Origin of the sequence: Achromobacter sp. 2789STDY5608615 (assembly GCF_001298995.1) — a bacterium.
Taxonomy (GTDB): domain Bacteria; phylum Pseudomonadota; class Gammaproteobacteria; order Burkholderiales; family Burkholderiaceae_B; genus Achromobacter; species Achromobacter insuavis.
Genome location: NZ_CYTY01000001.1, coordinates 161,220 through 182,848, shown reverse-complemented (window position 1 = coordinate 182,848; position 21,629 = coordinate 161,220). Strand labels below are relative to the sequence as shown.

At 66.7% G+C, this 21,629-nt stretch carries 17 protein-coding genes; 8 read left to right on the top strand and 9 right to left on the bottom strand.

Annotated features, from left to right (window positions below; genetic code table 11):
- Nucleotides 1-108: 108 nt before the first annotated feature.
- Complete coding sequence (gene mnmA, locus AOZ49_RS00860) at nucleotides 109-1,227, bottom strand: tRNA 2-thiouridine(34) synthase MnmA (RefSeq protein ID WP_054473943.1); 1,119 nt, start codon at nucleotides 1,225-1,227, stop codon at nucleotides 109-111.
- Between the two features lie 12 nt (nucleotides 1,228-1,239).
- The gene (gcvA, locus tag AOZ49_RS00855; protein ID WP_054473942.1) at nucleotides 1,240-2,160 is read right to left on the bottom strand and encodes a transcriptional regulator GcvA; all 921 of its coding nucleotides are present in this window, start codon (nucleotides 2,158-2,160) and stop codon (nucleotides 1,240-1,242) included.
- A 190-nt stretch (nucleotides 2,161-2,350) separates the two neighbouring features.
- On the opposite strand from gcvA, the gene AOZ49_RS00850 reads away from it, so the two are divergent.
- The 5 genes from AOZ49_RS00850 to AOZ49_RS00830 all read left to right on the top strand — a co-directional run bounded on the left by AOZ49_RS00850 (nucleotide 2,351) and on the right by AOZ49_RS00830 (nucleotide 7,291).
- The gene (locus tag AOZ49_RS00850; protein WP_054433307.1) at nucleotides 2,351-3,340 is read left to right on the top strand and encodes a Bug family tripartite tricarboxylate transporter substrate binding protein; all 990 of its coding nucleotides are present in this window, start codon (nucleotides 2,351-2,353) and stop codon (nucleotides 3,338-3,340) included.
- Between the two features lie 70 nt (nucleotides 3,341-3,410).
- Complete coding sequence (locus tag AOZ49_RS00845; RefSeq protein WP_054473941.1) at nucleotides 3,411-4,286, top strand: N-formylglutamate amidohydrolase; 876 nt, start codon at nucleotides 3,411-3,413, stop codon at nucleotides 4,284-4,286.
- Between the two features lie 128 nt (nucleotides 4,287-4,414).
- Nucleotides 4,415-5,533 (top strand): Re/Si-specific NAD(P)(+) transhydrogenase subunit alpha, encoded by a 1,119-nt coding sequence (locus AOZ49_RS00840; protein WP_054433309.1) that lies wholly within the window; start codon nucleotides 4,415-4,417, stop codon nucleotides 5,531-5,533.
- Nucleotides 5,534-5,537: 4 nt separating this feature from the next.
- Nucleotides 5,538-5,855: an NAD(P) transhydrogenase subunit alpha part 2 gene (locus AOZ49_RS00835; protein WP_054473940.1), complete on the top strand. Its 318-nt coding sequence runs from the start codon at nucleotides 5,538-5,540 to the stop codon at nucleotides 5,853-5,855.
- Entirely contained in the window at nucleotides 5,852-7,291 is a 1,440-nt protein-coding gene (locus tag AOZ49_RS00830; RefSeq protein ID WP_006393789.1) for an NAD(P)(+) transhydrogenase (Re/Si-specific) subunit beta, read from the top strand. Before AOZ49_RS00835 ends, AOZ49_RS00830 begins: the two co-directional genes overlap by 4 nt.
- Before the next feature lie 87 nt (nucleotides 7,292-7,378).
- Here AOZ49_RS00830 and glcF read toward each other — a convergent pair whose 3' ends face one another.
- The 6 genes from glcF to tldD form a co-directional block, all read right to left on the bottom strand.
- Entirely contained in the window at nucleotides 7,379-8,608 is a 1,230-nt protein-coding gene (glcF, locus tag AOZ49_RS00825; protein ID WP_054473939.1) for a glycolate oxidase subunit GlcF, read from the bottom strand.
- Nucleotides 8,609-8,613: 5 nt separating this feature from the next.
- On the bottom strand, nucleotides 8,614-9,717 hold the full coding sequence (gene glcE / locus AOZ49_RS00820) for a glycolate oxidase subunit GlcE (RefSeq protein ID WP_054473938.1): 1,104 nt from the start codon (nucleotides 9,715-9,717) through the stop codon (nucleotides 8,614-8,616).
- Nucleotides 9,718-9,729: 12 nt separating this feature from the next.
- The gene (locus AOZ49_RS00815) at nucleotides 9,730-11,229 is read right to left on the bottom strand and encodes an FAD-linked oxidase C-terminal domain-containing protein (RefSeq protein WP_054433312.1); all 1,500 of its coding nucleotides are present in this window, start codon (nucleotides 11,227-11,229) and stop codon (nucleotides 9,730-9,732) included.
- 267 nt (nucleotides 11,230-11,496) lie between these two features.
- Nucleotides 11,497-12,906 (bottom strand): FAD-binding oxidoreductase, encoded by a 1,410-nt coding sequence (locus tag AOZ49_RS00810; RefSeq protein WP_054433313.1) that lies wholly within the window; start codon nucleotides 12,904-12,906, stop codon nucleotides 11,497-11,499.
- Nucleotides 12,907-13,004: 98 nt separating this feature from the next.
- Nucleotides 13,005-14,114, bottom strand: a complete 1,110-nt coding sequence (aroG, locus tag AOZ49_RS00805) for a 3-deoxy-7-phosphoheptulonate synthase AroG (protein WP_054473937.1) — start codon at nucleotides 14,112-14,114, stop codon at nucleotides 13,005-13,007.
- A gap of 252 nt (nucleotides 14,115-14,366) precedes the next feature.
- Complete coding sequence (tldD, locus tag AOZ49_RS00800) at nucleotides 14,367-15,827, bottom strand: metalloprotease TldD (protein WP_049072501.1); 1,461 nt, start codon at nucleotides 15,825-15,827, stop codon at nucleotides 14,367-14,369.
- Nucleotides 15,828-16,609: 782 nt separating this feature from the next.
- Here tldD and AOZ49_RS00795 point away from each other — a divergent pair.
- Nucleotides 16,610-16,993 carry an H-NS histone family protein gene (locus tag AOZ49_RS00795; RefSeq protein WP_054473936.1) on the top strand — a complete coding sequence of 128 codons (384 nt, stop codon included), beginning with the start codon at nucleotides 16,610-16,612 and terminating at the stop codon, nucleotides 16,991-16,993.
- A gap of 87 nt (nucleotides 16,994-17,080) precedes the next feature.
- Here AOZ49_RS00795 and AOZ49_RS00790 read toward each other — a convergent pair whose 3' ends face one another.
- Nucleotides 17,081-17,719: a DUF4136 domain-containing protein gene (locus AOZ49_RS00790; protein WP_054473935.1), complete on the bottom strand. Its 639-nt coding sequence runs from the start codon at nucleotides 17,717-17,719 to the stop codon at nucleotides 17,081-17,083.
- A 152-nt stretch (nucleotides 17,720-17,871) separates the two neighbouring features.
- On the opposite strand from AOZ49_RS00790, the gene pepN reads away from it, so the two are divergent.
- Together pepN and AOZ49_RS00780 are read left to right on the top strand one after the other, a co-directional pair.
- Nucleotides 17,872-20,577, top strand: a complete 2,706-nt coding sequence (gene pepN, locus AOZ49_RS00785; RefSeq protein ID WP_054473934.1) for an aminopeptidase N — start codon at nucleotides 17,872-17,874, stop codon at nucleotides 20,575-20,577.
- Nucleotides 20,578-20,587: 10 nt separating this feature from the next.
- Nucleotides 20,588-21,607, top strand: a complete 1,020-nt coding sequence (locus AOZ49_RS00780) for a class 1 fructose-bisphosphatase (RefSeq protein WP_054473933.1) — start codon at nucleotides 20,588-20,590, stop codon at nucleotides 21,605-21,607.
- Nucleotides 21,608-21,629 lie beyond the last annotated feature (22 nt).

The following is a 21,629-nucleotide window of genomic DNA, read 5'->3' as shown; positions in this document are numbered from 1 at the left end:
TGTCGGCGTGCGCCGTTTTTCATGAGCCAGGCCCCGCGAACGCGACGCCCGCGGGGCCTGGCTGGAACTGCTATCGGTATTGCGACGGCCTGTCGCGGGCCGGCGCGCCTAGACGATGATGCCGCCGCCCAGGCAGATATCGCCATCGTAAAGCACCGCCGATTGCCCGGGCGTGACCGCCCATTGCGGTTCGCTGAAGTCGAGCGTGAAGCCCGCGCTGGTCGCGTCCCCCAGGCGGCAGGCGGCATCGGCCTGGCGGTAGCGCGTCTTGGCGCCGTATCCCCCCGCGGCGGGCGCGTGCCCGGCGACCCAGCTGACGTCCTGCGCCCGCAACGAGCCGGACAGCAGCCAGGGGTGGTCATGCCCCTGCACCACGTAGAGCACGTTGCGCTCCAGATCCTTGCGCGCCACGTACCAGGCCTCGGCCGTGCCGTCTTCGCGCTGGCGGCCCTTCACGCCGCCCACGCCCAGGCCCTTGCGCTGGCCCAGCGTGTAGAACGACAGGCCCTCGTGGCGTCCGACCTTCTGCCCCTCGGGCGTCAGGATCGGGCCCGGCTCGGTCGGCAGGTAGCGGTTGAGGAACTCGCGGAACGGCCGCTCGCCGATGAAGCAGATGCCGGTGGAGTCCTTCTTGGCCGCGTTGTGCAGGCCGATCTCGTGCGCAATGCGGCGCACTTCGGTCTTGTGGATCTCGCCCAGCGGGAACAGGGTGCGCGACAGCTGCGCCTGGTTCAGGCGGTGCAGGAAATAGCTCTGGTCCTTGGAACCGTCCAGCGCCTTGAGCAGCTCGAAGCGCGAGCCGCCGCCCTCGGCCGCCACTTCGCGCACGCGGGCGTAGTGGCCGGTGGCGATGTGTTCGGCGCCGAGCGCCATGGCGTGGTCGAGGAAGGCCTTGAACTTGATCTCGGCGTTGCACAGCACGTCCGGATTGGGCGTGCGGCCGGCCGAGTATTCGCGCAGGAATTCGGCGAACACCCGGTCCTTGTATTCGGCGGCGAAATTGACGTATTCGAATTCCACGCCCACCAGGTCGGCCACGCTGGCCGCGTCCAGCAGGTCCTGGCGGGTGGAGCAGTATTCGGAATCGTCGTCGTCTTCCCAGTTCTTCATGAACAGGCCGACGACCTCGTAGCCTTGCTGCTTGAGCAGCCAGGCGGTGACCGAAGAATCGACCCCGCCGGACATGCCGACGACAACGCGGCCTTTCTTGGTGGATATTTGACTCATGATGGTGCCATTTTACTGTGGGCTGGCCGCGTCCTGCGGCTGCGGCTCGGCCGCCCGCGAAACCTCCATCAGCCAGGTCCGGAACGCCTGCAGCGTCGGCAGGTTGGCCTTCTGGTCGGGGTAGCACAGGTAGTAGCCCATGCGCGCGCGGATCGGCAGCTGGATCGCCACCGCCAGCTTGCCGTCGCGCAGTTCGTCCTCGATCAGGCAGCGCGGGATCAGCGCCACGCCGAAACCGGCGGCGGCGGCCTGCGACAGCAGCGCGTACTGGTCGAAACGCGCCCCTTCCAGGCTGCGCCGGCTGTCGCAGCCGGCCTGCTCGAACCAGTCGCGCCAGCCTTCGAGGGCCGAGGTGTGGTGCAGCAGGGGATAGGCCAGCAGGTCCGCCGGCACGCTACAGCCGCCCGGAATCAGGCGCGGACTGCAGACCGGCAGGATCTCGCGGCCGACGATGTAGTCGGCGCCGCTGCCCGGCCAGATGCCTTCGCCGAAACGCACGGCGGCGTCCAGTTCGGGCGAGGAAAAGTCATAGCCCTGGCGGTGCGGCAGGAATTCCACGTGGATGTCGGGCCGCAGCCGCATGAAGGCCGTCAGGCGCGGGATCAGCCAGCGCGCGCCGAAGGTCGGCATACAGGTCAGGTTGAGCGTGCCGCCCTGCCCCTGGTGCGCGATCAGTTCGACGGTGGCGGCCTCGATCTGGCCCAGCCCCGCCTGCACCTTGGTCAGATAGCTGCGGCCGGCCTCGGTCAGGACCAGGCCTTGCCTGATGCGCAGGAATAGTTCGACGCCGACGAACTCCTCCAGGTGTTTCACTTGCTTACTGACCGCGCCCTGCGTGACGCACAGTTCCTGGGCGGCGCGGGTAAAGCTGCTGTGCCTGGCGGCGACTTCGAACGCCTGCAGGTCGGTGAGCGAGGGACAGAACCGTCTCATGGGATAGCGCCTCGATACCGGGGTTTCCGGAGCGCGAAGTTACAAAAAGAAACCCCGCCGCAAAAGAGGCATGAAAAAAAGTCATAGCTTAAGGAGAAACTTTCGTTTGTGCAAACCGGCCTTGCACGAAAGAATCTTCCTGTTTGCGTCTGCCTTTTGCGCATCCGCGTTCCAATTCATAGGGGAATTCATGCAACGCCGCAATGTAGTCCTAGGCCTCTGTGTCGCCGCCGCGACCCTGGCCACGCCGCTGACCTCGAGCATCGCCCATGCCGAAGACGCCTACCCGAGCAAGCCGATCCGCCTGATCGTGCCGTTCCCGCCCGGGGGCACCACCGACATCGTCGGCCGCCTGTTCGCCGACAAGCTCGGCAAGGAACTGAACCAGACCGTCGTGGTGGAAAACCGCGGCGGCGCCGGCGGCTCGATCGGCAGCGCCTTCGTCGCCAGCAGCGCGCCGGACGGCTACACCCTGGGCATCGCCACCGTCAGCACGCACGGCATCAACCCGGCCATCTACCCGAACCTGCCGTTCGATGGCGAGAAGGACTTCACGCCGGTCTCGAACCTGGCCGCCGTGCCGAACATCATGACCATCAACCCGAAGGTGCAGGCCAAGGACATGGCCGAGTTCATCAAGCTGGCCAAGAGCCAGCCGGGCAAGCTGACGTACGCCTCGGCCGGCAACGGCTCGGTCTCGCACATGATGGGCGAACTGTTCAAGATGGCCTCGGGCACCGACCTGATGCACGTGCCCTACCGTGGCGTGGGCCCGGCGCTGAACGACGCGCTGGCCGGCCAGGTCGACGTCATGTACGACAACCTGCCCTCCACCCTGCCGCACGTCCAGTCCGGCCGCCTGATCGCCATGGCCGTCGCCTCGCCCAAGCGCGTCGCCAGCCTGCCGAACGTGCCCACCTTCGCCGAAGTCGGCCTGCCCGCCGTCAACGACGCCTCGTGGTTCGGCCTGGTCGCCCCGGCCAAGCTGCCGGCCCCGATCCTGGCCAAGCTGAACGCCGCCGTGCAGAAGGTCAGCGCCGAAGCCGACGTCAAGTCGCGCCTGGAAGCGCTGGGCGCCGAGCCGGCCGCCAACAGCCCCGAAGCCTTCGCCAAGCAGATCGCCGCTGAAATCGCCAAGAACAAGCGCATCGCCAAAGAAGCCAACGTGAAGATCGACTGAGCGATCTTCGGCCCCCGCCGCGCCCGCGCGGCGCGCGGGGGTCTCCGATTCACGAACGCACGACCCCTATATGCGAATTACCCAACCCCTGTCCTATCGGCTCGACCTTCCGCAGCAATATCCGAACTCGGCGCCCTCGGCCCCCCTCGTGCTGGACTCTCCGCACAGCGGCACCGCCTACCCGCCCGACTTCGCGCCCGCCGTGGATTTCGGCGCCCTGCGCACCGCCGAGGACACCTGGGTTGACGATCTGTGGGGCGACGCCATCGACATGGGCGTGCCCATGATCGCCGCGAGCTTTCCGCGCGCCTACATCGATGCCAATCGCGCCCCCGACGAAATCGACGAACTGCTGCTGGACCAGGCCTGGCCCGGCGCGGTCAACGCCTCGCCCAAGGTCAAGCTGGGCAAGGGCCTGATCTGGCGCATGCTGGACGACGGCACGCCGCTGTACGACCGCAAGCTGAGCGTCGAGGAAGTGACGCACCGCATCGAGGCCTGCTGGAAGCCATACCACGCCGCGCTCGGCCAGGTGCTCGACAGCGCCCACCAGAAGTTCGGCAAGGTCTGGCACATCAACTGCCACTCCATGCCCAGCGTCGCCGGCGCCTACGCCACCGACCGCCCCGGCCTGGTCCACCCCGACTTCGTGCTGGGCGACCGCGACGGCAGCACCAGCGACCCGGCCTTCCGCGAATTCATCGCGGCGTGGCTGCGCGAGCGCGGCTACAACGTGACCGTGAACGATCCCTACAAGGGCGTCGAACTGGTGCGCGCCTTCGGCCGTCCCGACGAAGGCCGCCACAGCCTGCAGATCGAAATCAACCGCAAGCTCTACATGGACGAAGTCAGCCTGCGTCCGTCGGCCAACTACGGCCGACTCAAGGCCGACCTGCGCGACCTGACCGCCGCGCTGATCGACTGGACTCGCGCGCAGACGGCCTGACGCCGGACGCCTGCGCGCCGGTGCCCCATGGTTAACCCCATGGGGCTTTTCATTTGGGCGGCCCGAACCCTCGTCCCCCGGGCGTATATCCGTTATAACTACGGCGAACCTTCTGAGGAGAGGCGTCGATGCACATCGGGATACCAAGGGAAACCCGAGACGGGGAAACCCGTGTCGCAGCAACACCGGAGACCGTCAAGAAGTACGTAGGCGGCAAACACACCGTTGTCGTGGAGCGTGGCGCAGGCAATGCGGCGCGCTATCTGGATGAAGCCTACGAGGCCGCCGGCGCGACGCTCGGCAGCGCCCAGGAGGCCCTGGGGGCGGAGCTGGTCATGAAGGTTCGCGCCCCGTCCGCGGCCGAACTGCCGCAGATGAAAGCCGGCGCCGTGGTCATCGGCATGCTCGATCCATTCGACGCCGAGGGCCTCGCGCAGATGGCCGGCGCCGGCCTGACCGGCTTCGCGCTGGAAGCCGCGCCCCGCATCACCCGCGCGCAAAGCCTGGACGTGCTGTCGTCGCAGGCCAACCTGGCCGGCTACAAGGCCGTGCTGCTGGCGGCCCACCACTACGGCCGCCTGATCCCCATGATGATGACCGCCGCCGGCACGCTCAAGGCCGCGCGCGCCGTGGTGCTGGGCACCGGCGTCGCCGGCCTGCAGGCCATCGCCACGGCCAAGCGCCTGGGCGCGGTGGTCGAGGCCTCCGACGTGCGGCCCGCCGCGCGCGAGCAGGTCGAATCGCTCGGCGCCAAGTTCATCGACGTGCCGTTCGAGACCGACGAGGAACGCGAGATCGCGCAGGGCGTGGGCGGCTACGCCCGCCCCATGCCGCCGGCCTGGATGGCGCGGCAGGCGGCGCTGGTGTCGGAACGATGCAAGCAGGCCGACATCGTCATCACCACCGCGCTCATCCCGGGCCGGCCGGCGCCGACGCTGGTGTCGGCCGAGACCGTCGCGGCCATGAAGCCCGGCTCGGTGCTGGTGGACCTGGCGGTCGAGCGCGGCGGCAACTGCCCGCTATCCGAGAAGGGCAAGGTGGTCGAGAAGCACGGCGTGACGTTGATCGGGCTGACCAACCTGCCCGGCCTGGTGGCGACCGATGCGTCGGCGCTCTACGCCCGCAACATCCTCGACTTCCTGAAACTCATCATCAATGCGGACGGCGCGCTGGCGATCCAGCGCGACGATGAAATCGTGGCGGCCTGCCTGGTGTGCGAAGGCGGCAATGTAACGCGCAGGAGCTGACAGCATGGAAGCGATCAACCCCACCCTGATGAATCTCATCATCTTCGTGCTGGCCATCTACGTCGGCTACCACGTGGTCTGGAACGTCACCCCCGCGCTGCACACCCCGCTAATGGCGGTGACCAACGCGATCTCGGCCATCATCATCGTCGGCGCCATGCTGGCGGCGGCGCTGACCGAAGGCGGACTGGCGCGCGGCATGGGCGTGTTCGCCGCGGCGCTGGCCGCGGTCAACGTGTTCGGCGGCTTCCTGGTCACGCGGCGCATGCTGGAGATGTTCAAGAAGAAAGACAAGAAGCCGGCCAAGGAGGAAGCGAAATGATCTCGCTGAACCTCGTCACGCTGCTCTACCTGGTTGCGTCGGTCTGCTTCATCCAGGCGCTCAAGGGCCTGTCGCATCCCACCACCTCGCGCCTGGGCAATGCCTTCGGCATGGCCGGCATGGCGATCGCGGTGCTGACCACCGGCGCGCTCATCGTCGGCCTGGCGCGCTCGGGCACCGCCGGCATCGGGCTGGGCTGGGTGCTGCTGGGCCTCCTGGTCGGCGGCTCGATCGGCACGCTGATGGCCAAGCGCGTCGAAATGACCAAGATGCCCGAGCTGGTCGCCTTCATGCACAGCATGATCGGCCTGGCGGCGGTCGCCATTGCCGTGGCCGTGGTGGCCGAGCCGCACGCCTTCGGCATCGTCGCCGCCGGCACGCTGATCCCCACCGGCAACCGCTTCGAGCTGTTCATCGGCACCTTCGTCGGCGCCATCACCTTCTCGGGCTCGGTGATCGCCTTCGGCAAGCTGTCGGGCAAGTACAAGTTCCGGCTGTTCCAGGGGGCGCCGGTGGTGTTCGCCGGCCAGCACATGCTGAACCTGGCGCTGGCGTTGCTGATGCTGGCGATGGGCGTGTGGTTCATGCTGACGCAGGCCTGGACGCCGTTCATCATCATGACGCTGATCGCCTTCGTGCTGGGCGTGCTGATCATCATCCCGATCGGCGGCGCCGACATGCCGGTGGTGGTGTCGATGCTGAACAGCTATTCGGGCTGGGCGGCGGCGGGCATCGGCTTCTCGCTGAACAACCCGATGCTGATCATCGCCGGCTCGCTGGTGGGCTCGTCCGGCGCCATCCTCTCGTACATCATGTGCAAGGCGATGAACCGCTCGTTCTTCAACGTGATCCTGGGCGGTTTCGGCGGCCAGGCCGGCGAGGCCGCAGCGGCGGGCGGCGGCCAGCAGCGCAGCGTCAAGTCGGGCAGCCCCGACGACGCGGCCTTCCTGATGACCAACGCCGAAAGCGTCACCATCGTGCCGGGCTACGGCCTGGCGGTGGCGCGCGCCCAGCACGCGCTCAAGGAACTGGCCGAAAAGCTCACCGAGCGCGGCGTGACGGTCAAGTACGCCATCCACCCGGTGGCGGGCCGCATGCCGGGCCACATGAACGTGCTGCTGGCCGAGGCCGAGGTGCCCTACGACCAGGTCTTCGAAATGGAAGACATCAACAGCGAGTTCGGCCAGACCGACGTGGTGCTGGTGCTGGGCGCCAACGACGTGGTCAACCCGGCGGCCAAGAACGACCCCAAGTCGCCGATCGCCGGCATGCCGATCCTGGAAGCCTACAAGGCCCGCACCGTGATCGTGAACAAGCGTTCGATGGCCTCCGGCTACGCCGGCCTGGACAACGAACTGTTCTACATGGACCGCACCATGATGGTCTTCGGCGACGCCAAGAAGGTGCTGGAAGACATGGTCAAGGCCGTGGAGTGATGCGCCGGCGCCGCGATGCACGCGCATCGCGGCGTCTTTCCCCGACGCGCTCCGGAGGATTCGATTCCCGCGACGCCGCGGCCCGCCCTAGGCGCGGGCCAGCTGCTCGTCCACCACTTCGATCCAGTGCCGCACCGGCGTGCCGGTGCCGCTCTGCAAGTGGCCGATACAACCGATGTTGGCCGACAGGATCACATCCGGCGCGGCCGGCGCGATGGCGCCCAGCTTGCGGTCGCGCAGCGCCAGCGCAATCTCCGGATTGAGCACCGAATAGGCGCCGGCCGACCCGCAGCACAGGTGCTGTTCGGAGAACGGCTGCAACTCGAAGCCCAAGTCTGCGAGCAACCGCTCCGACAAGGGCCGCAAGCCCTGCCAGTGCTGCAGCGTGCAGGGCGGATGGAACGCCGCCCGCACCCGCTTGTCCGCCAGCCGCTGGCGCAGTTCCCTAGCCTGCGGCGCGACGATTTCCGCCACGTCCTTGACCAGCGCCACGATGTCCGCGGCACGCTGCGCGTAGGCCGGATCGTGACGCAGGTGATGGGCGTATTCCTTGACCATGGCGCCACAGCCCGACGCGTTCATGACGATGGCCTCGACCGCGCCATCGCGCACCAGCGGCCACCACGCGTCGACGTTGGCGCGCATCTGGTCCAGCGCGGCCGCCTGCGCATCCAGGTGAAAACTGGCCGCGCCGCAGCAACCCGCGCCGGGCGCGATGCGCGCGCCGATGCCGATGGCGTTGAGCACGCGGATGGTGGCGGCGTCGATCGACGGCATCATCGACGGCTGCACGCAACCGGCCAGCATCAGCACCTGGCGCGTGTGGCCTTCCACCTGCGGCAACGCGCCGGCCGGACGGCGCTCGGGCACCTTGCGCCTGAGCGATTCCGGCAAGACGCCGCGCACCGCCTGCCCCAGGCGCATGGCCGGCCCGAACAGCGGCGACAGCATGGCCCGGCGCAGCATCTTGCGCTTGGCCTTCTCGGCCCACGGCCGCGGCACCCGCTCCTCGACGATCTGGCGGCCAATGTCCACCAGATGCCCATATTCCACGCCCGACGGGCAGGTGGTCTCGCAATTGCGGCAGGTCAGGCAGCGGTCCAGATGCTGCTGGGTCGACTGGGTCGGCTCGGCGCCCTCCAGCACCTGCTTGATCAGGTAGATGCGGCCGCGTGGACTGTCGAGTTCATCGCCCAGCACCTGATAGGTGGGACAGGTGGCCGTGCAGAAGCCGCAATGCACGCAGCGCCGCAGGATCGCATCGGCCTCTTTGCCCAGATCGGTATCGCGGGCCCAGGCTGCCAGATTGGTTTGCATGATGCCTATAGCTCCAGGACCAGCCGGCCGGGATTGAACAACCCCGCCGGATCGAGTTCTTGCTTGAGGCGGCGCGTGATCAACGCCACGCCCGGCGACAGCGGATGGAACACGCCATCGGCCGGCGGCCGCGTGCCGGCCGGACGGAACAGCGTGGCATGGCCGCCCAGCCGCTGCGCCAACTCGCGCAACTCGGCGGCGTCCTGCGCCCCCGACAGCCAGCGCTGGCCGCCGCCCCACTCCACCAGCGCCTGCCCGCTGCCGAGCGCGGCCGCGGTGGGCGGCAACGCCAGGCGCCACAACGGCCGGCCCGGCGCGAAGAAGGCATGGGTCTGTTCGCGCAGCCCGGTCCACCAGGCCTGCGCCGCCTCCGGCGCCAGCGGATCGCCGCCGATCACCTGGCGCGCGCTGGCGATGGCCGGCGGCGCGCCCGACAGGCGCACGTGCATCTGGCCCTCTTCGTCAGCGGCCCCGGCCCAGCTGGTGGCCGAGATCGGCAGCGGCTTGCCGCGCCACAGCGCGAAGCTGGCCAGCGCCTGGGCCTGCGTCGCCGGCAGCGCCAGCGTCAGTTCTTCCATCGGCCTGGGCACGACCTTGAGCGAAACCTCGAGAATCGCGCCGAAGATGCCATGCGATCCGGCCAGCAGGCGTGAGACATCGTAGCCGGCCACGTTCTTCATGACCTCGCCGCCGAACGACAGCACCCGGCCATCCGAATCCAGCAGTTGCGCCCCCAGCACGAAGTCGCGCAAGGCGCCCGCGCTCATGCGGCGCGCCCCCGACAGGCCCGCGGCCACGCAGCCGCCGACGGTGGCGGCGGGCGAGAAATGCGGCGGCTCGAAGGCCAGCATCTGGCCATGCTCGGCCAGCGCCGCCTCCAGCTCGGCCAGCGGCGTGCCGGCCCTGACCGTCACCACCAGTTCGGACGGGTGATAGCTGACGATGCCGCGATACGGGGTCATGTCCAGCAGGCAATGGCCATCCTGCGGCGTCACCGGCCGGTAGTTGCCATAGAACGCCTTGCTGCCGCCGCCCATGACGAACAGCGGCTTGTGACCGGCGCGAGCCGTCATGACCTGGTCGCACAATTCCGACAGGACGAAATCCATGAGAGGGACGTCCTAGAAGCGTGCGAGATCCGGGAAGCGCAGCTCGCCCGCGTGTACGTGCATCTTGCCGTATTCAGCGCAGCGGGCCAGCGTAGGTATGACCTTTTCGGGATTGAGCAGGCATGGCGGATCGAATGCCCGCTTGACCGCCAGGAACGCGTCGAGTTCTTCGCGAGAGAATTGCACGCACATTTGATTTATTTTCTCCATTCCCACACCGTGCTCTCCAGTCACGGTTCCTCCTACCTGCACGCACAGTTCGAGTATGGCCGCGCCGAATTTCTCGGCGCGTTCCACTTCGTCCGGTTTATTCGAATCGAACAGGATCAACGGATGCAGGTTGCCATCGCCCGCATGGAACACGTTGGCGCAACGCAGGCCGAACTCGTCTTCCATTTGCTCGATGGCGCCCAGCACCCGGGCGAGATGACGGCGCGGAATCGTGCCGTCCATGCAGTAGTAATCGGGCGACACGCGCCCGGCGGCGGGAAACGCGTTCTTGCGTCCCGCCCAGAATTTGAGCCGCTCGGCCTCCGACGCCGACACCTGGCAGCGGGTGGAGCCGGCCGCGCGGAAGATGGCTTCCATGCGCGCGATCTCGTGCGCCACTTCCTCGGGCGTGCCATCCGACTCGCACAGCAGGATGGCCTGCGCGTCCATGTCGTAGCCGGCGCGCACGAAGGGTTCGACCATGTGCGTCGCGCGCCGGTCCATCATCTCCAGCCCGGCGGGAATGATGCCGTCGGCGATCACCTGCGTCACCGCGTTGCCGGCGGCTTCGACGCTGGCGAAGCTGGCCATCACCACCTGGGCGCAGGCCGGCTTCGGGATCAGCTTGACGGTGACTTCGGTCACCACGCCCAGCATGCCTTCCGACCCGACGAACACCGACAGCAGATCCAGCCCCGGCGCATCCGGCGCCTCGGAGCCGAGCTCGACCACGTCGCCGTCGATCGTGACCATGCGCACCCGCAGCACGTTGTGCACCGTCAGTCCGTACTTCAGGCAATGCACGCCGCCCGAATTCTCGGCGACGTTGCCGCCGATCGAACAGGCGATCTGGCTGGAGGGATCCGGCGCGTAGTACAGCCCGTAGGGCGAGGCGGCTTCGGAAATCGCCAGGTTGCGCACGCCCGGCTCGACCACCGCGGTCGCGCTGGCCAGGTCGATGTGCTTGATGCGATTGAATTTGGACAGGCCCAGCAGCACGCCCTGGCTGTGCGGCATGGCGCCGCCCGACAGGCCGGTGCCCGCGCCGCGCGCCACCAGCGGCGCATTCAGGCGCTTGCAGATGCGCATCACCGCCTGCACCTGTTCCTCGGTCTCCGGCAACGCCACCACCGCCGGCAATGCCCGGTACAAGGACAAGCCGTCGCACTCATAGGGCCGCGTGTCCTCTTCGCGGAACAACACGCAATGCGACGGCAGCGCGGCCGACAACGCCTCGACGAGTTGCTGCAACGAATAAGGCGCCTGCGCTTGAGCCAGGCCGGTTTCGACCAGTGAATTCATGAGCGCAACAATAGCGCGACCGCTGGTTGGACGCAGGCCGGGATTTACCCGCATCCTGCGTACATCCAACGGCCGCGCGGCGCCGCAGACGTAACCAGCCGTAAAGCCCCTTCACGCGGCGTGGACAAGCGCGCGGCGGGTCGCGCCCCGGCTCATTCCCAAGAGATGGGAATGCTTGTCAGCCGCGCCGGCCGGCCTGTTCCTGGTGCCGAAAAAAAAGCCGGCGGGTCGCCCCGCCGGCCTTGTCATTGCGCCCCTGCGGACGGCTTACCAGGACACGATCTTGCCCGGGTTGAGGATGTTGTTCGGATCGAACGCGTGCTTGAGGCTGCGCATCAGGTCCAGCGCGTCATCGCCATGCTCTTCGGCCATGAACTGCATCTTGTGCAGGCCGACGCCGTGCTCGCCGGTGCAGGTGCCGTCGGCGGCGATGGCGCGGCGCACCAGGTTGTGGTTGATGGTCTCGGACTCCTGCCATTCGCGCTCGCTGTCGGCGTCCAGCAGCATCAGCACATGGAAGTTGCCATCGCCGACGTGGCCGACGATGGTGTACGGGAAGCTGGCGCGGTCCAGTTCCTCGACCGTGTCGCGCACGCAATCGGCCAGGCGCGAGATCGGCACGCAGACGTCCGTGGTGCTGGCGCGGCAGCCCGGGCGCAGCTGCAGGCCGGCGAAGTAGGCGTTGTGACGCGCGGTCCACAGGCGGCTGCGGTCCTCGGGGCGCTCGGCCCATTCGAAGTCCATGCCGCCGTGTTCGGCGGTGATGGCCTGCACGGTCTCGGCCTGTTCCTGCACGCCCGCCGGGCTGCCGTGGAATTCAAACACCAGCAGCGGCGTCTCGCGCAGCGTCAGCTTGCTGTGCAGGTTGACGGCGCGCACGCTGGCCGCGTCCATGAACTCGACGCGCGCCACCGGCACGCCCATCTGGATGATCTCGATCACGCTCTGCACCGCGGCGTCGAGCGTGGGGAAGTTGCAGACCGCGGCCGACACGGCCTCCGGCTGTGGGTACAGGCGCACGGTGACTTCGGTGATGATGCCCAGCGTGCCTTCGCTGCCCACGAAGATGCGGGTCAGGTCGTAGCCGGCCGACGACTTGCGGGCGCGGCCGGCGGTGCGCACGATGCGGCCGTCGGCGGTGACCACGGTCAGCGACATGACGTTCTCGCGCATGGTGCCGTAGCGCACGGCATTGGTGCCGGAGGCCCGCGTGGCGGCCATGCCGCCCAGGCTGGCGTCGGCGCCCGGATCGATCGGGAAGAACAGGCCGGTGCTGCGGATCTCTTCGTTGAGCTGCTTGCGCAGCACGCCGGCCTGCACCGTGGCGGTCAGGTCTTCGGCGTTGACGGCCAGCACCTTGTTCATCTGCGACAGGTCCAGGCTGATGCCGCCCTGGATCGCCAGGATGTGGCCTTCCAGCGACGAACCCGCGCCGTAGGGAATCAGCGGCACGCGGTGTTCGTTGCACAGCTTGGCGACCTCGGCGACTTCCTCGGTGCTCTGGGCGAAGACCACGGCATCGGGCAGCATCGCCGGATACGGCGACTCATCGCGGCCGTGGTGTTCGCGCACCGCGGCGGATTCGGAGAAACGGTCGCCGAAGCGGGCGCGCAGGGCCTCGAGACAGGCGGCCGGCACCGCGCGGCGCAATGATTCAGCGTGCAAGGGAGCGTTCATGATCAGCGGGTTCTCGGATGGGGGAATCCAACTATTCTACGCCGCCCGCCTTGCTGCGCCGCAAACCGCCCGGACGGACGGCTTGCGGCAATCGCGGCTTACTTGCCGGAGGTCAGCGCGACCCGGCGGCGTTCACGCACGGCGTGCGCCAGGCGCTCGAGCACGGCAACCGAGGCATCCCAGTCGATGCAGCCGTCGGTGATGCTCTGGCCGTAGACCAGCGGCTCGCCCGGCACCATGTCCTGGCGGCCGCCCAGCAGATGGCTTTCGACCATCACGCCGACCAGGCGCGCGTCGCCGGCTTCCATCTGGCGCGCCACGTCCTCGATCACCAGCGGCTGGTTCTCGGGCTTCTTGCTGCTGTTGGCATGGCTGGCGTCGATCATGATGCGCTGCGCCAGGCCGGCCTTGGACATGTCCTGGCAGGCCGCGTCGACGCTGGCGGCGTCGTAGTTCGGCGTCTTGCCGCCGCGCAGGATGACGTGACAGTCTTCATTGCCCGCGGTCGAGACGATGGCCGAATGCCCGCCCTTGGTCACCGACAGGAAATGGTGCGGCTGCGACGCCGCCTTGATCGCGTCCACGGCGATCTTCACGTTGCCGTCCGTGCCATTCTTGAAACCCACCGGACACGACAGGCCGGATGCCAGCTCGCGATGCACCTGGCTTTCCGTCGTGCGCGCGCCGATCGCCCCCCAGGAGACCAGGTCCGCGATGTATTGCGGCGTAATCATGTCCAGGAATTCGCACCCCGCCGGCAATCCCAGGCTGTTGATGTCCAGCAGCAGCTCGCGCGCCACGCGCACGCCCTTGTTGATGTCGAAGCTGCCGTCCAGGTCCGGATCGTTGATCAGCCCCTTCCAGCCGACCGTGGTGCGGGGCTTCTCGAAATACACGCGCATCACGATTTCCAGGTCCGCGCTGAGGCGGTCGCGCACCGGCTTCAGGCGCTTGGCGTATTCGATCGCGGCGCGGGTGTCGTGGATCGAACACGGGCCGATCACGACGATCATGCGGTCGTCCATGCCATGCAGGATGCGATGCATCGACTGGCGGGCGGCGAACACGGTGTCGGAAGCTTCCTTGGTGCACGCGAACTCACGCATGACGTGCGCGGGCGGATTCAGCTCTTTGATTTCTCGGATGCGAAGGTCGTCGGTATTGTGTGACACGGTACTGCTCCTGGGTTTCCCGCCACCGGGATCCATCCCGGGGTGTTCCTCAAGCTGACGGCACAAAAAAAGCCGCCAGTTCGCTGGCGGCTTTTTTGGGGGGGATTCTTTCCAAACTTCAGATTGAGCGCTTCCCTTCCTCCGCCAGCGGCTTCAGAAAACCAAAAAAATAAAAATAAAAGGCGGGGGAAGCGAATTTCATGGGAAAAGACTCTGGCACAATTTTTTCGGGCCGTCACGCCAGCTTGCAACCCGGCGTGGCGGCCCTGCCGGCCGCCTGGCGCCCGGTCAGGCCGTCCCGCCGACGGTCAGGCCTTCCATGCGAACGGTGGGCATGCCCACGCCCACCGGCACGCTCTGGCCGTCCTTGCCGCAGGTGCCCACGCCCGAATCCAGCTTCAGGTCGTCGCCGATCATGCTGACGCGGGTCATGGCGTCGGGACCGTTGCCGATCAGCGTGGCGCCCTTGACCGGGTACGTGATCTTGCCGTCCTCGATCATGTAGGCCTCGGAGGCCGAGAACACGAACTTGCCGTTGGTGATGTCGACCTGGCCGCCGCCGAAATTGGCCGCATACAAGCCGCGCTTGACGGAGGAGATGATTTCCTCGGGCGCCTTGTCGCCGGCCAGCATGTAGGTATTGGTCATGCGCGGCATCGGCAGGTGCGCGAACGATTCGCGGCGGCCATTGCCGGTGGCGGCGGTCTTCATCAGGCGCGCGTTCAGCGTGTCCTGCATGTAGCCGCGCAGGATGCCGTCTTCGATCAGCACGTTGCGCTGGGTGGCGTTGCCCTCGTCGTCGATATTGAGCGAGCCGCGGCGATCGGGAATCGTGCCGTCGTCGACCACGGTCACGCCCTTGGACGCGACGCGTTCGCCGATGCGGCCCGAGAACACGCTGGAGCCCTTGCGGTTGAAATCGCCTTCCAGGCCATGGCCGACGGCTTCGTGCAGCAGGATGCCGGGCCAGCCCGAACCCAGCACCACCGTCATTTCGCCGGCGGGCGCCGGACGCGCCTCCAGGTTGACCATGGCTTCGTGCACGGCGCGCTCGACATAGCCTTGCAGCATTTCATCCGTGAAATACGCCAGCCCCAGGCGGCCGCCGCCGCCGGCATGGCCCATTTCACGGCGCCCATTGCGCTCGGCGATGACGGTCAGCGACAGGCGCACCAGCGGGCGCACGTCGGCGGCCAGGCGGCCGTCGCTGCCGGCCACCAGCACCACGTCATATTCGGCGCCCAGGCCGGCCATGACCTGGATCACGTGCGGATCGCGGGCCCGCGCCATGCGCTCGATGCGTTCGAGCAGCGCCACCTTTTCGGGCGCGCTCAGGGTCGCCACCGGATCGATGTCGGCATACAGGCTGCGGCCCATTTCGGCTTCGACCTGCGCCGCCACCTTGACCTTGCCGGCGCCGCGGCGGGCAATGCCGCGCACCGCGTGGGCCGACGACAGCAAGGCGTCGGCCGACAGCGAATCGGAATAGGCGAACGCGGTTTTCTCGCCGCTGACGGCGCGCACGCCGACGCCCTGGCTGATCGAGAAACTGCCGGTCTTGACGATGCCCTCTTCCAGGCTCCAGCCTTCGCTGCGGGTGTACTGGAAATACAGATCGGCGTAGTCGACCTTGTGGGTGAAGATTTCGCCCAGGGCGCGCGCCATGTCGGCCTCGGTCAACCCCCACGGGTCGAGCAGGAGCGATTTGGCGGTGGCCAGGGATGCAATAGCGGGATCGATGATTTTCATAGGACTCTGTTCGGGGGCGCCGGCGCGACGGACGCGGCAGCCATGACGCTCAAGGCTCTATCGTACCGCCGACACGGGGGCGGCGTCGCGGGCGTCGGATATTGTCTATCAAGTTAACCAATTGGGGACCGGTCCCAAACTGCGGCGGCGCGCCCTGCAAAATAACCGCTGCCATGATGCCGGGCCGATTGTCGGCCGCCAGGCCAGCCGATGCGCTTGCCAGACCAATGCGTCGAACTTGTCATACAACTCGACAACAAAATGAAAATGGCATGAAAACGCGCCTTGCATATGGGCCCACATTCAGGGCCCGCATACCGTTCTCGATGGATGGGAATGAAAATCCGCATACCCCTGGAAACTCACGTCCCGTGCGGATTTGGGCCAGTCGTCCTACCACCGGTTGAAACTCGCGTATTGGCGGCCAGCGCAATCCGGCATACCAAAGATTCATCCTTACCATCCACTGAAAAGCGGTCTTTTTCTGCCCATCCGCTCGCTTCGTGAAACAAAAACGCGCATTTCCCAACACGGAGTGTTGCATTCGTCCGCCCCGTGAACCAAACGGGCTTCTGTTTCATTTAGTCCCAAATTTGAGAATATCATTCCCAATACTTGCTCATGGCGCAAACCCGCTAGCCTAAAGACTTTCCGGCCGTTTTGATACAAAGTAATTAGACCAAAACAGCGGCAAAGGGACGTCAACTTCTGTATTATGCGAGGCACAACAAATAAACATAACTCCGCCGGCGATTAAAGCAGTTCCATAATCAGGAATAACCATGGCCCGAGAAACCTACGCAGCTCTGCAAGCAAAGATCGAAAAGGAAATCAACAAGCTCCAAAAGAAGGCTGAAGTCCTCCAAACCAAGCGCCGCAAACCGGTCATCGCCTCGATCATCACGTCGATGCGCGAGTACGACATCACCCCCGAAGAAATCGCCGCCGCCTTTGGCGCCGGCAAGCCCGTCCGCGCCACCCCCAGCGGCCGCCGCAAGGCTGGCGCCGCTGTCCGCCCGGCCAACGCCGCCAAACGCGCCGTTGCGCCCAAGTACCGTCATCCCCAAACCGGGGAGACCTGGAGCGGTCGTGGCAAGGCCCCCCGCTGGCTCGCCGCCGAAGAAGCGTCCGGCGCCACGCGCGACAGTTTTCTTATCAAAGAATAAAACCTATTATTCAGTAAGAAAAAATAAAAGGCGCACCAAGATGGTGCGCCTTTTTTATTTTACGGCTGCCTTTTGGCGTGACAAAAACTACTGGACCGGAAATTGGATTTCGCGCTCGGCGCCATTATTTCCCGGAAATCCATCAAATATTGCACGCACCAGATAAGGCATCATCCGCAGGAAATCGTCCCGCTCGCTGAGTATGAAGGCGCTGGAACGGTAGACCTCGGCCCCGCCGCGCTGGCTGTCGTGGATCTGCAGCGAGAGCGTGTTGCGCTGGACCACCATGGGCACGTCTACCCAGTCCGGCCCCCAATAGCCGTAATAGCCGCCCCACGGCCGCGGACCGTAGAAACCGCCATAGCCGTAGCCGCCGTTGAAATACGGGTCATACGGACGCCGCACCATGACCTGCGTCTGGCTCGTGCCATAACGGAACGAGACATCGAAGCGGGCCTTGGCGCCCGGCTGGGCTTCCACCAGACCGGTGGCGCCGATGCCGGCGCGCACCATGTCCTGGTATGACTGGTATTCGAGATTATTGGCTTGCGCCGGTTCGGCCGGCACGAATTGGTAAGTCTGGCCTTCGACGCCTGTCGGCCACTGCTGGAACGAGGTGACGCGCGCCGACACGGTGGGGGAGGCGCATCCGCTCAGCACCAGCGCCCCCAATACAGCCAGGATGGCGGCCCAGCGGCCGGTATTGAACGGGGAAGAACGGAACATTTGCAACTCCTCATTGCGCGACGGCGCCCATCATACTGAGCTTTGACCGCGCGGCCCCCGGAAAGTTTACGCCGGGGCCGGCACGCACGGTCCCTGCGTCCGCCGGGCCTGACACTACAATAGGACTCTCGTTCATACAGGACTGCAATCCCATGCGCACAGACACGCCCGTTACCGTATACCGCAAGGATTACCAGCCCTACCCCTACGACATCCCGCAGGTCTCCCTGGCCTTCGACCTGGCGCCCGACAGCACCGAGGTGCGCTGCGTCATGCAGGTCCGCCGCAAGGCCGACGCCAGCGCCGACGCCGCGCTGGTGCTGGACGGCGAAGAGCTGGAACTCGTCTCGGTAGGGGTGGATGGCCAGGCGCTGCCGGCCGACCGTTTCCACCTGTCCGAACACAGCCTGGCGCTGTATGGCCTGCCCGCCGAAGCCACCGTCGAGATCGTCAGCCGCTGCAAGCCCTCGGCCAACTCGACGTTGATGGGCCTTTATGTCTCGGGCGGCAATTTCTTCACGCAGTGCGAGGCCGAGGGCTTTCGCCGCATCACCTGGTTCGCCGACCGCCCCGACGTCATGTCGCGCTACCGCGTCACCCTGCGCGCCGAGCCGGCCTACCCGGTGCTGCTGTCCAACGGCAACCTGGTCGCCTCGCGCCAGCTGCCCGACGGCCGCAACGAGGTCGAATGGGAAGACCCGTTCCCCAAGCCCTGCTATCTGTTCGCCCTGGTGGGCGGCAACCTGACCCACCGCGAAACCACGGTCAAGACCGCCAGCGGCCGCGACGTGCTGTTGCAGGTCTATAGCGACCCGGGCGCCGAGACCAAGACCGAATGGGCGCTGGATTCCCTGGTGCGCGCGCTGCGCTGGGACGAAACCCGTTTCGGCCTGGAACTGGACCTGGACCGTTTCATGGTCGTGGCCGTCCATGATTTCAATATGGGCGCGATGGAGAACAAGGGCCTGAACATTTTCAATGCCGCCTACGTACTGGCCGACGCGGATACCGCCACGGACGCCAATTACGAGGGCATCGAATCGGTCATCGGCCACGAGTATTTCCACAACTGGACCGGCAACCGCGTCACCTGCCGCGACTGGTTCCAGCTGAGCCTGAAGGAAGGCCTGACGGTATTCCGCGACCAGGAGTTCAGCGCCGACATGATGGCGCAGGACATGGACGAGGCCGCCGCCGCCAGCGCCCGCGCGGTCAAGCGCATCGACGACGTGGTCACGCTGCGCGCGGCGCAGTTCCCCGAGGACGCGGGCCCGATGGCCCACCCGATCCGCCCCGACAGCTACCAGGAAATCGGCAATTTCTATACCGCCACGGTGTACGAGAAAGGCGCCGAGGTCATCCGCATGCAGCACACGCTGCTGGGCGAGACCGGCTTCCGCGCCGGCATGGACGAGTATTTCCGCCGCCATGACGGCCAGGCCGTGACCTGCGACGACTTCGTCGCCGCCATGGAATCGGTCTACACGCGTCAGCACCCGGGCCGCGATCTTTCGGTGTTCCGCAACTGGTACCGCCAGGCCGGCACGCCGCGCGTGACCGTCAAGCTGACGCACGACGCCACCGCGCGCCGCTGCACCGTGACGCTGTCGCAGGAATGCCAGCCGGTCGGCGTCGAGAAAAAGGCCCCCGCCGGTTTCGTCAAGGCGCCGTACCACATCCCCTTCGCCATCGGTCTGCTGGACCGCGATGGCCGCGCCCTGCCCCTGCGCCTGGACGGCGCGGAACACGACACGGCGCTGCTGGAACTGACCACGCAGACCCAGCAATGGCATTTCGACGGCATCGACGCGATGCCGGTGCCGTCGCTGCTGCGCGATTTTTCCGCGCCCGTGATTGTCGATTACGACTGGACCGACGAGGAACTGGCGCTGCTGTCGGCCCACGACACCAACCCCTTCGCACGCTGGGAAGCCGGCCAGGAACTGGCCACCCGCCAGATCCTGGCGCTGGCCGAGGCGCGCCAGGCCGGCCGCACGCTGCACGCCGACCCGGCCTTCATCGCCGCCTGGCGCGCGCTGCTGACCGACCCGGCGCTGGATGCCGCCTACCGCGCCCGCGCCCTGGCGCTCCCGTCGGAAAAGACCCTGGCCGAGCGCATGCAGGCCGTCGACCCGCCGGCGCTGGCCGTGGCGCGCGACTTCCTGCGCGCCGAGCTGGGCCGGCAACTGGCGGCGGAATTCCGCCAGGCCTTCGACGCCAACCAGACGCCGGGCGAGTACAGCCCCGCGCCGGTCCCGGCAGGCAAGCGCGCCCTGAAGAATCTGGCGCTCAGCCACCTGATGGCCGCCGGCGAGCACGAAGCCCAGCGCCTGGCCGAGCAGCAATACGAACACGCCGGCAACATGACCGACAGCATGGCGGCGCTGTCGGCCCTGATCAACTACGGCCAGGGCGAGTTCCCGCAACAGGCGCTGGCCGCGTTCTACGACAAGTGGCGCGACAACGCGCTGGTGGTGGACAAGTGGTTCGCGCTGCAGGCGGCGGCGCGCTACACCACGGTGCAGACCGCGCGCGACCTGATGACGCACCCGGCATTCACGCTGCGCACCCCGAACCGGGCGCGCGCGCTGATTTTCCAGTTCTGCCTGAACAACGCCCGCGGCATGCATCACCCGGATGGCTCGGGCTACGCCTTCTGGGCCGACCAGGTGCTGGCGCTGGACGCCCTCAACCCCGAGATCGCCGCGCGCCTGGCGCGCGCGCTGGACAACTGGTCGCGCTACGTGCCCGCCCTGCGCGGCCCCATGCAGGAAGCCCTGCAACGGGTGCGCGCCCACGAAGGGCTGTCGCGCAACGTGCAGGAAATCGTATCCAAGGCTTTAGAATTCGCAGCATAGGGAGAACCTCTTGAAACGTAAAACACTTACCCAATACCTGGTGGAGCAGCAACGCTCCGCGCAGGCCCTGGCCCCCGAAGTGCGGCTGCTCATCGAAGTCGTGGCGCGCGCCTGCAAGGCGATCAGCCACGCGGTCAGCAAGGGCGCGCTCGGCGGCGTCCTTGGCAGCCTCGAAAGCGAGAACGTGCAGGGCGAAGTGCAGAAGAAGCTGGACGTGCTGTCCAACGAAATCCTGCTCGAAGCCAACGAATGGGGCGGCCATCTGGCGGCCATGGCCTCGGAAGAGATGGAGACCATCCACCTGATTCCGAACCGCTACCCCAAGGGCGAATACCTGCTGCTGTTCGATCCCCTGGACGGCTCGTCGAACATCGACGTGAACGTGTCGATCGGCACCATCTTCTCGGTGCTGCATGCCCCCCACAACGTGTCGGGCGCGCCGGTATGTGAAGCCGACTTCCTGCAGCCGGGCAACAAGCAGGTGGTGGCCGGCTATGCCGTCTACGGCCCGCAGACCATGCTGGTGCTGACCATCGGCAACGGCGTGGTGGGCTTCACGCTGGACCGCGAAATGGGTTCATGGGTGCTGACCCACGAGAACATCCGCGTGCCGGAAGACGCCAAGGAATTCGCCATCAACATGTCGAACATGCGCCACTGGGCTCCCCCGGTCAAGCGCTACATCGACGATTGCCTGGCCGGCTCCACCGGCCCCCTGGGCAAGGACTACAACATGCGCTGGATCGCCTCGATGGTGGCGGACGTGCATCGCATCCTGACCCGCGGCGGCATCTTCATGTATCCCTGGGACGCGCGCGAGCCGGGCAAGGCCGGCAAGCTGCGCCTGATGTACGAAGCCAATCCGATGAGCTTCCTCATCGAGCAGGCCGGCGGCGCCTCGATCAACGGCACCGAGCGCATCCTGGACATCCAGCCCGACAAGCTGCACCAGCGCGTCAGCGTGATCCTGGGCTCGAAGAACGAAGTCGAGCGCGTGGGCCGCTACCACGCCGAGGACGCGGGCAAGTAAGCCGCGCCGCCAACGAAAAGCC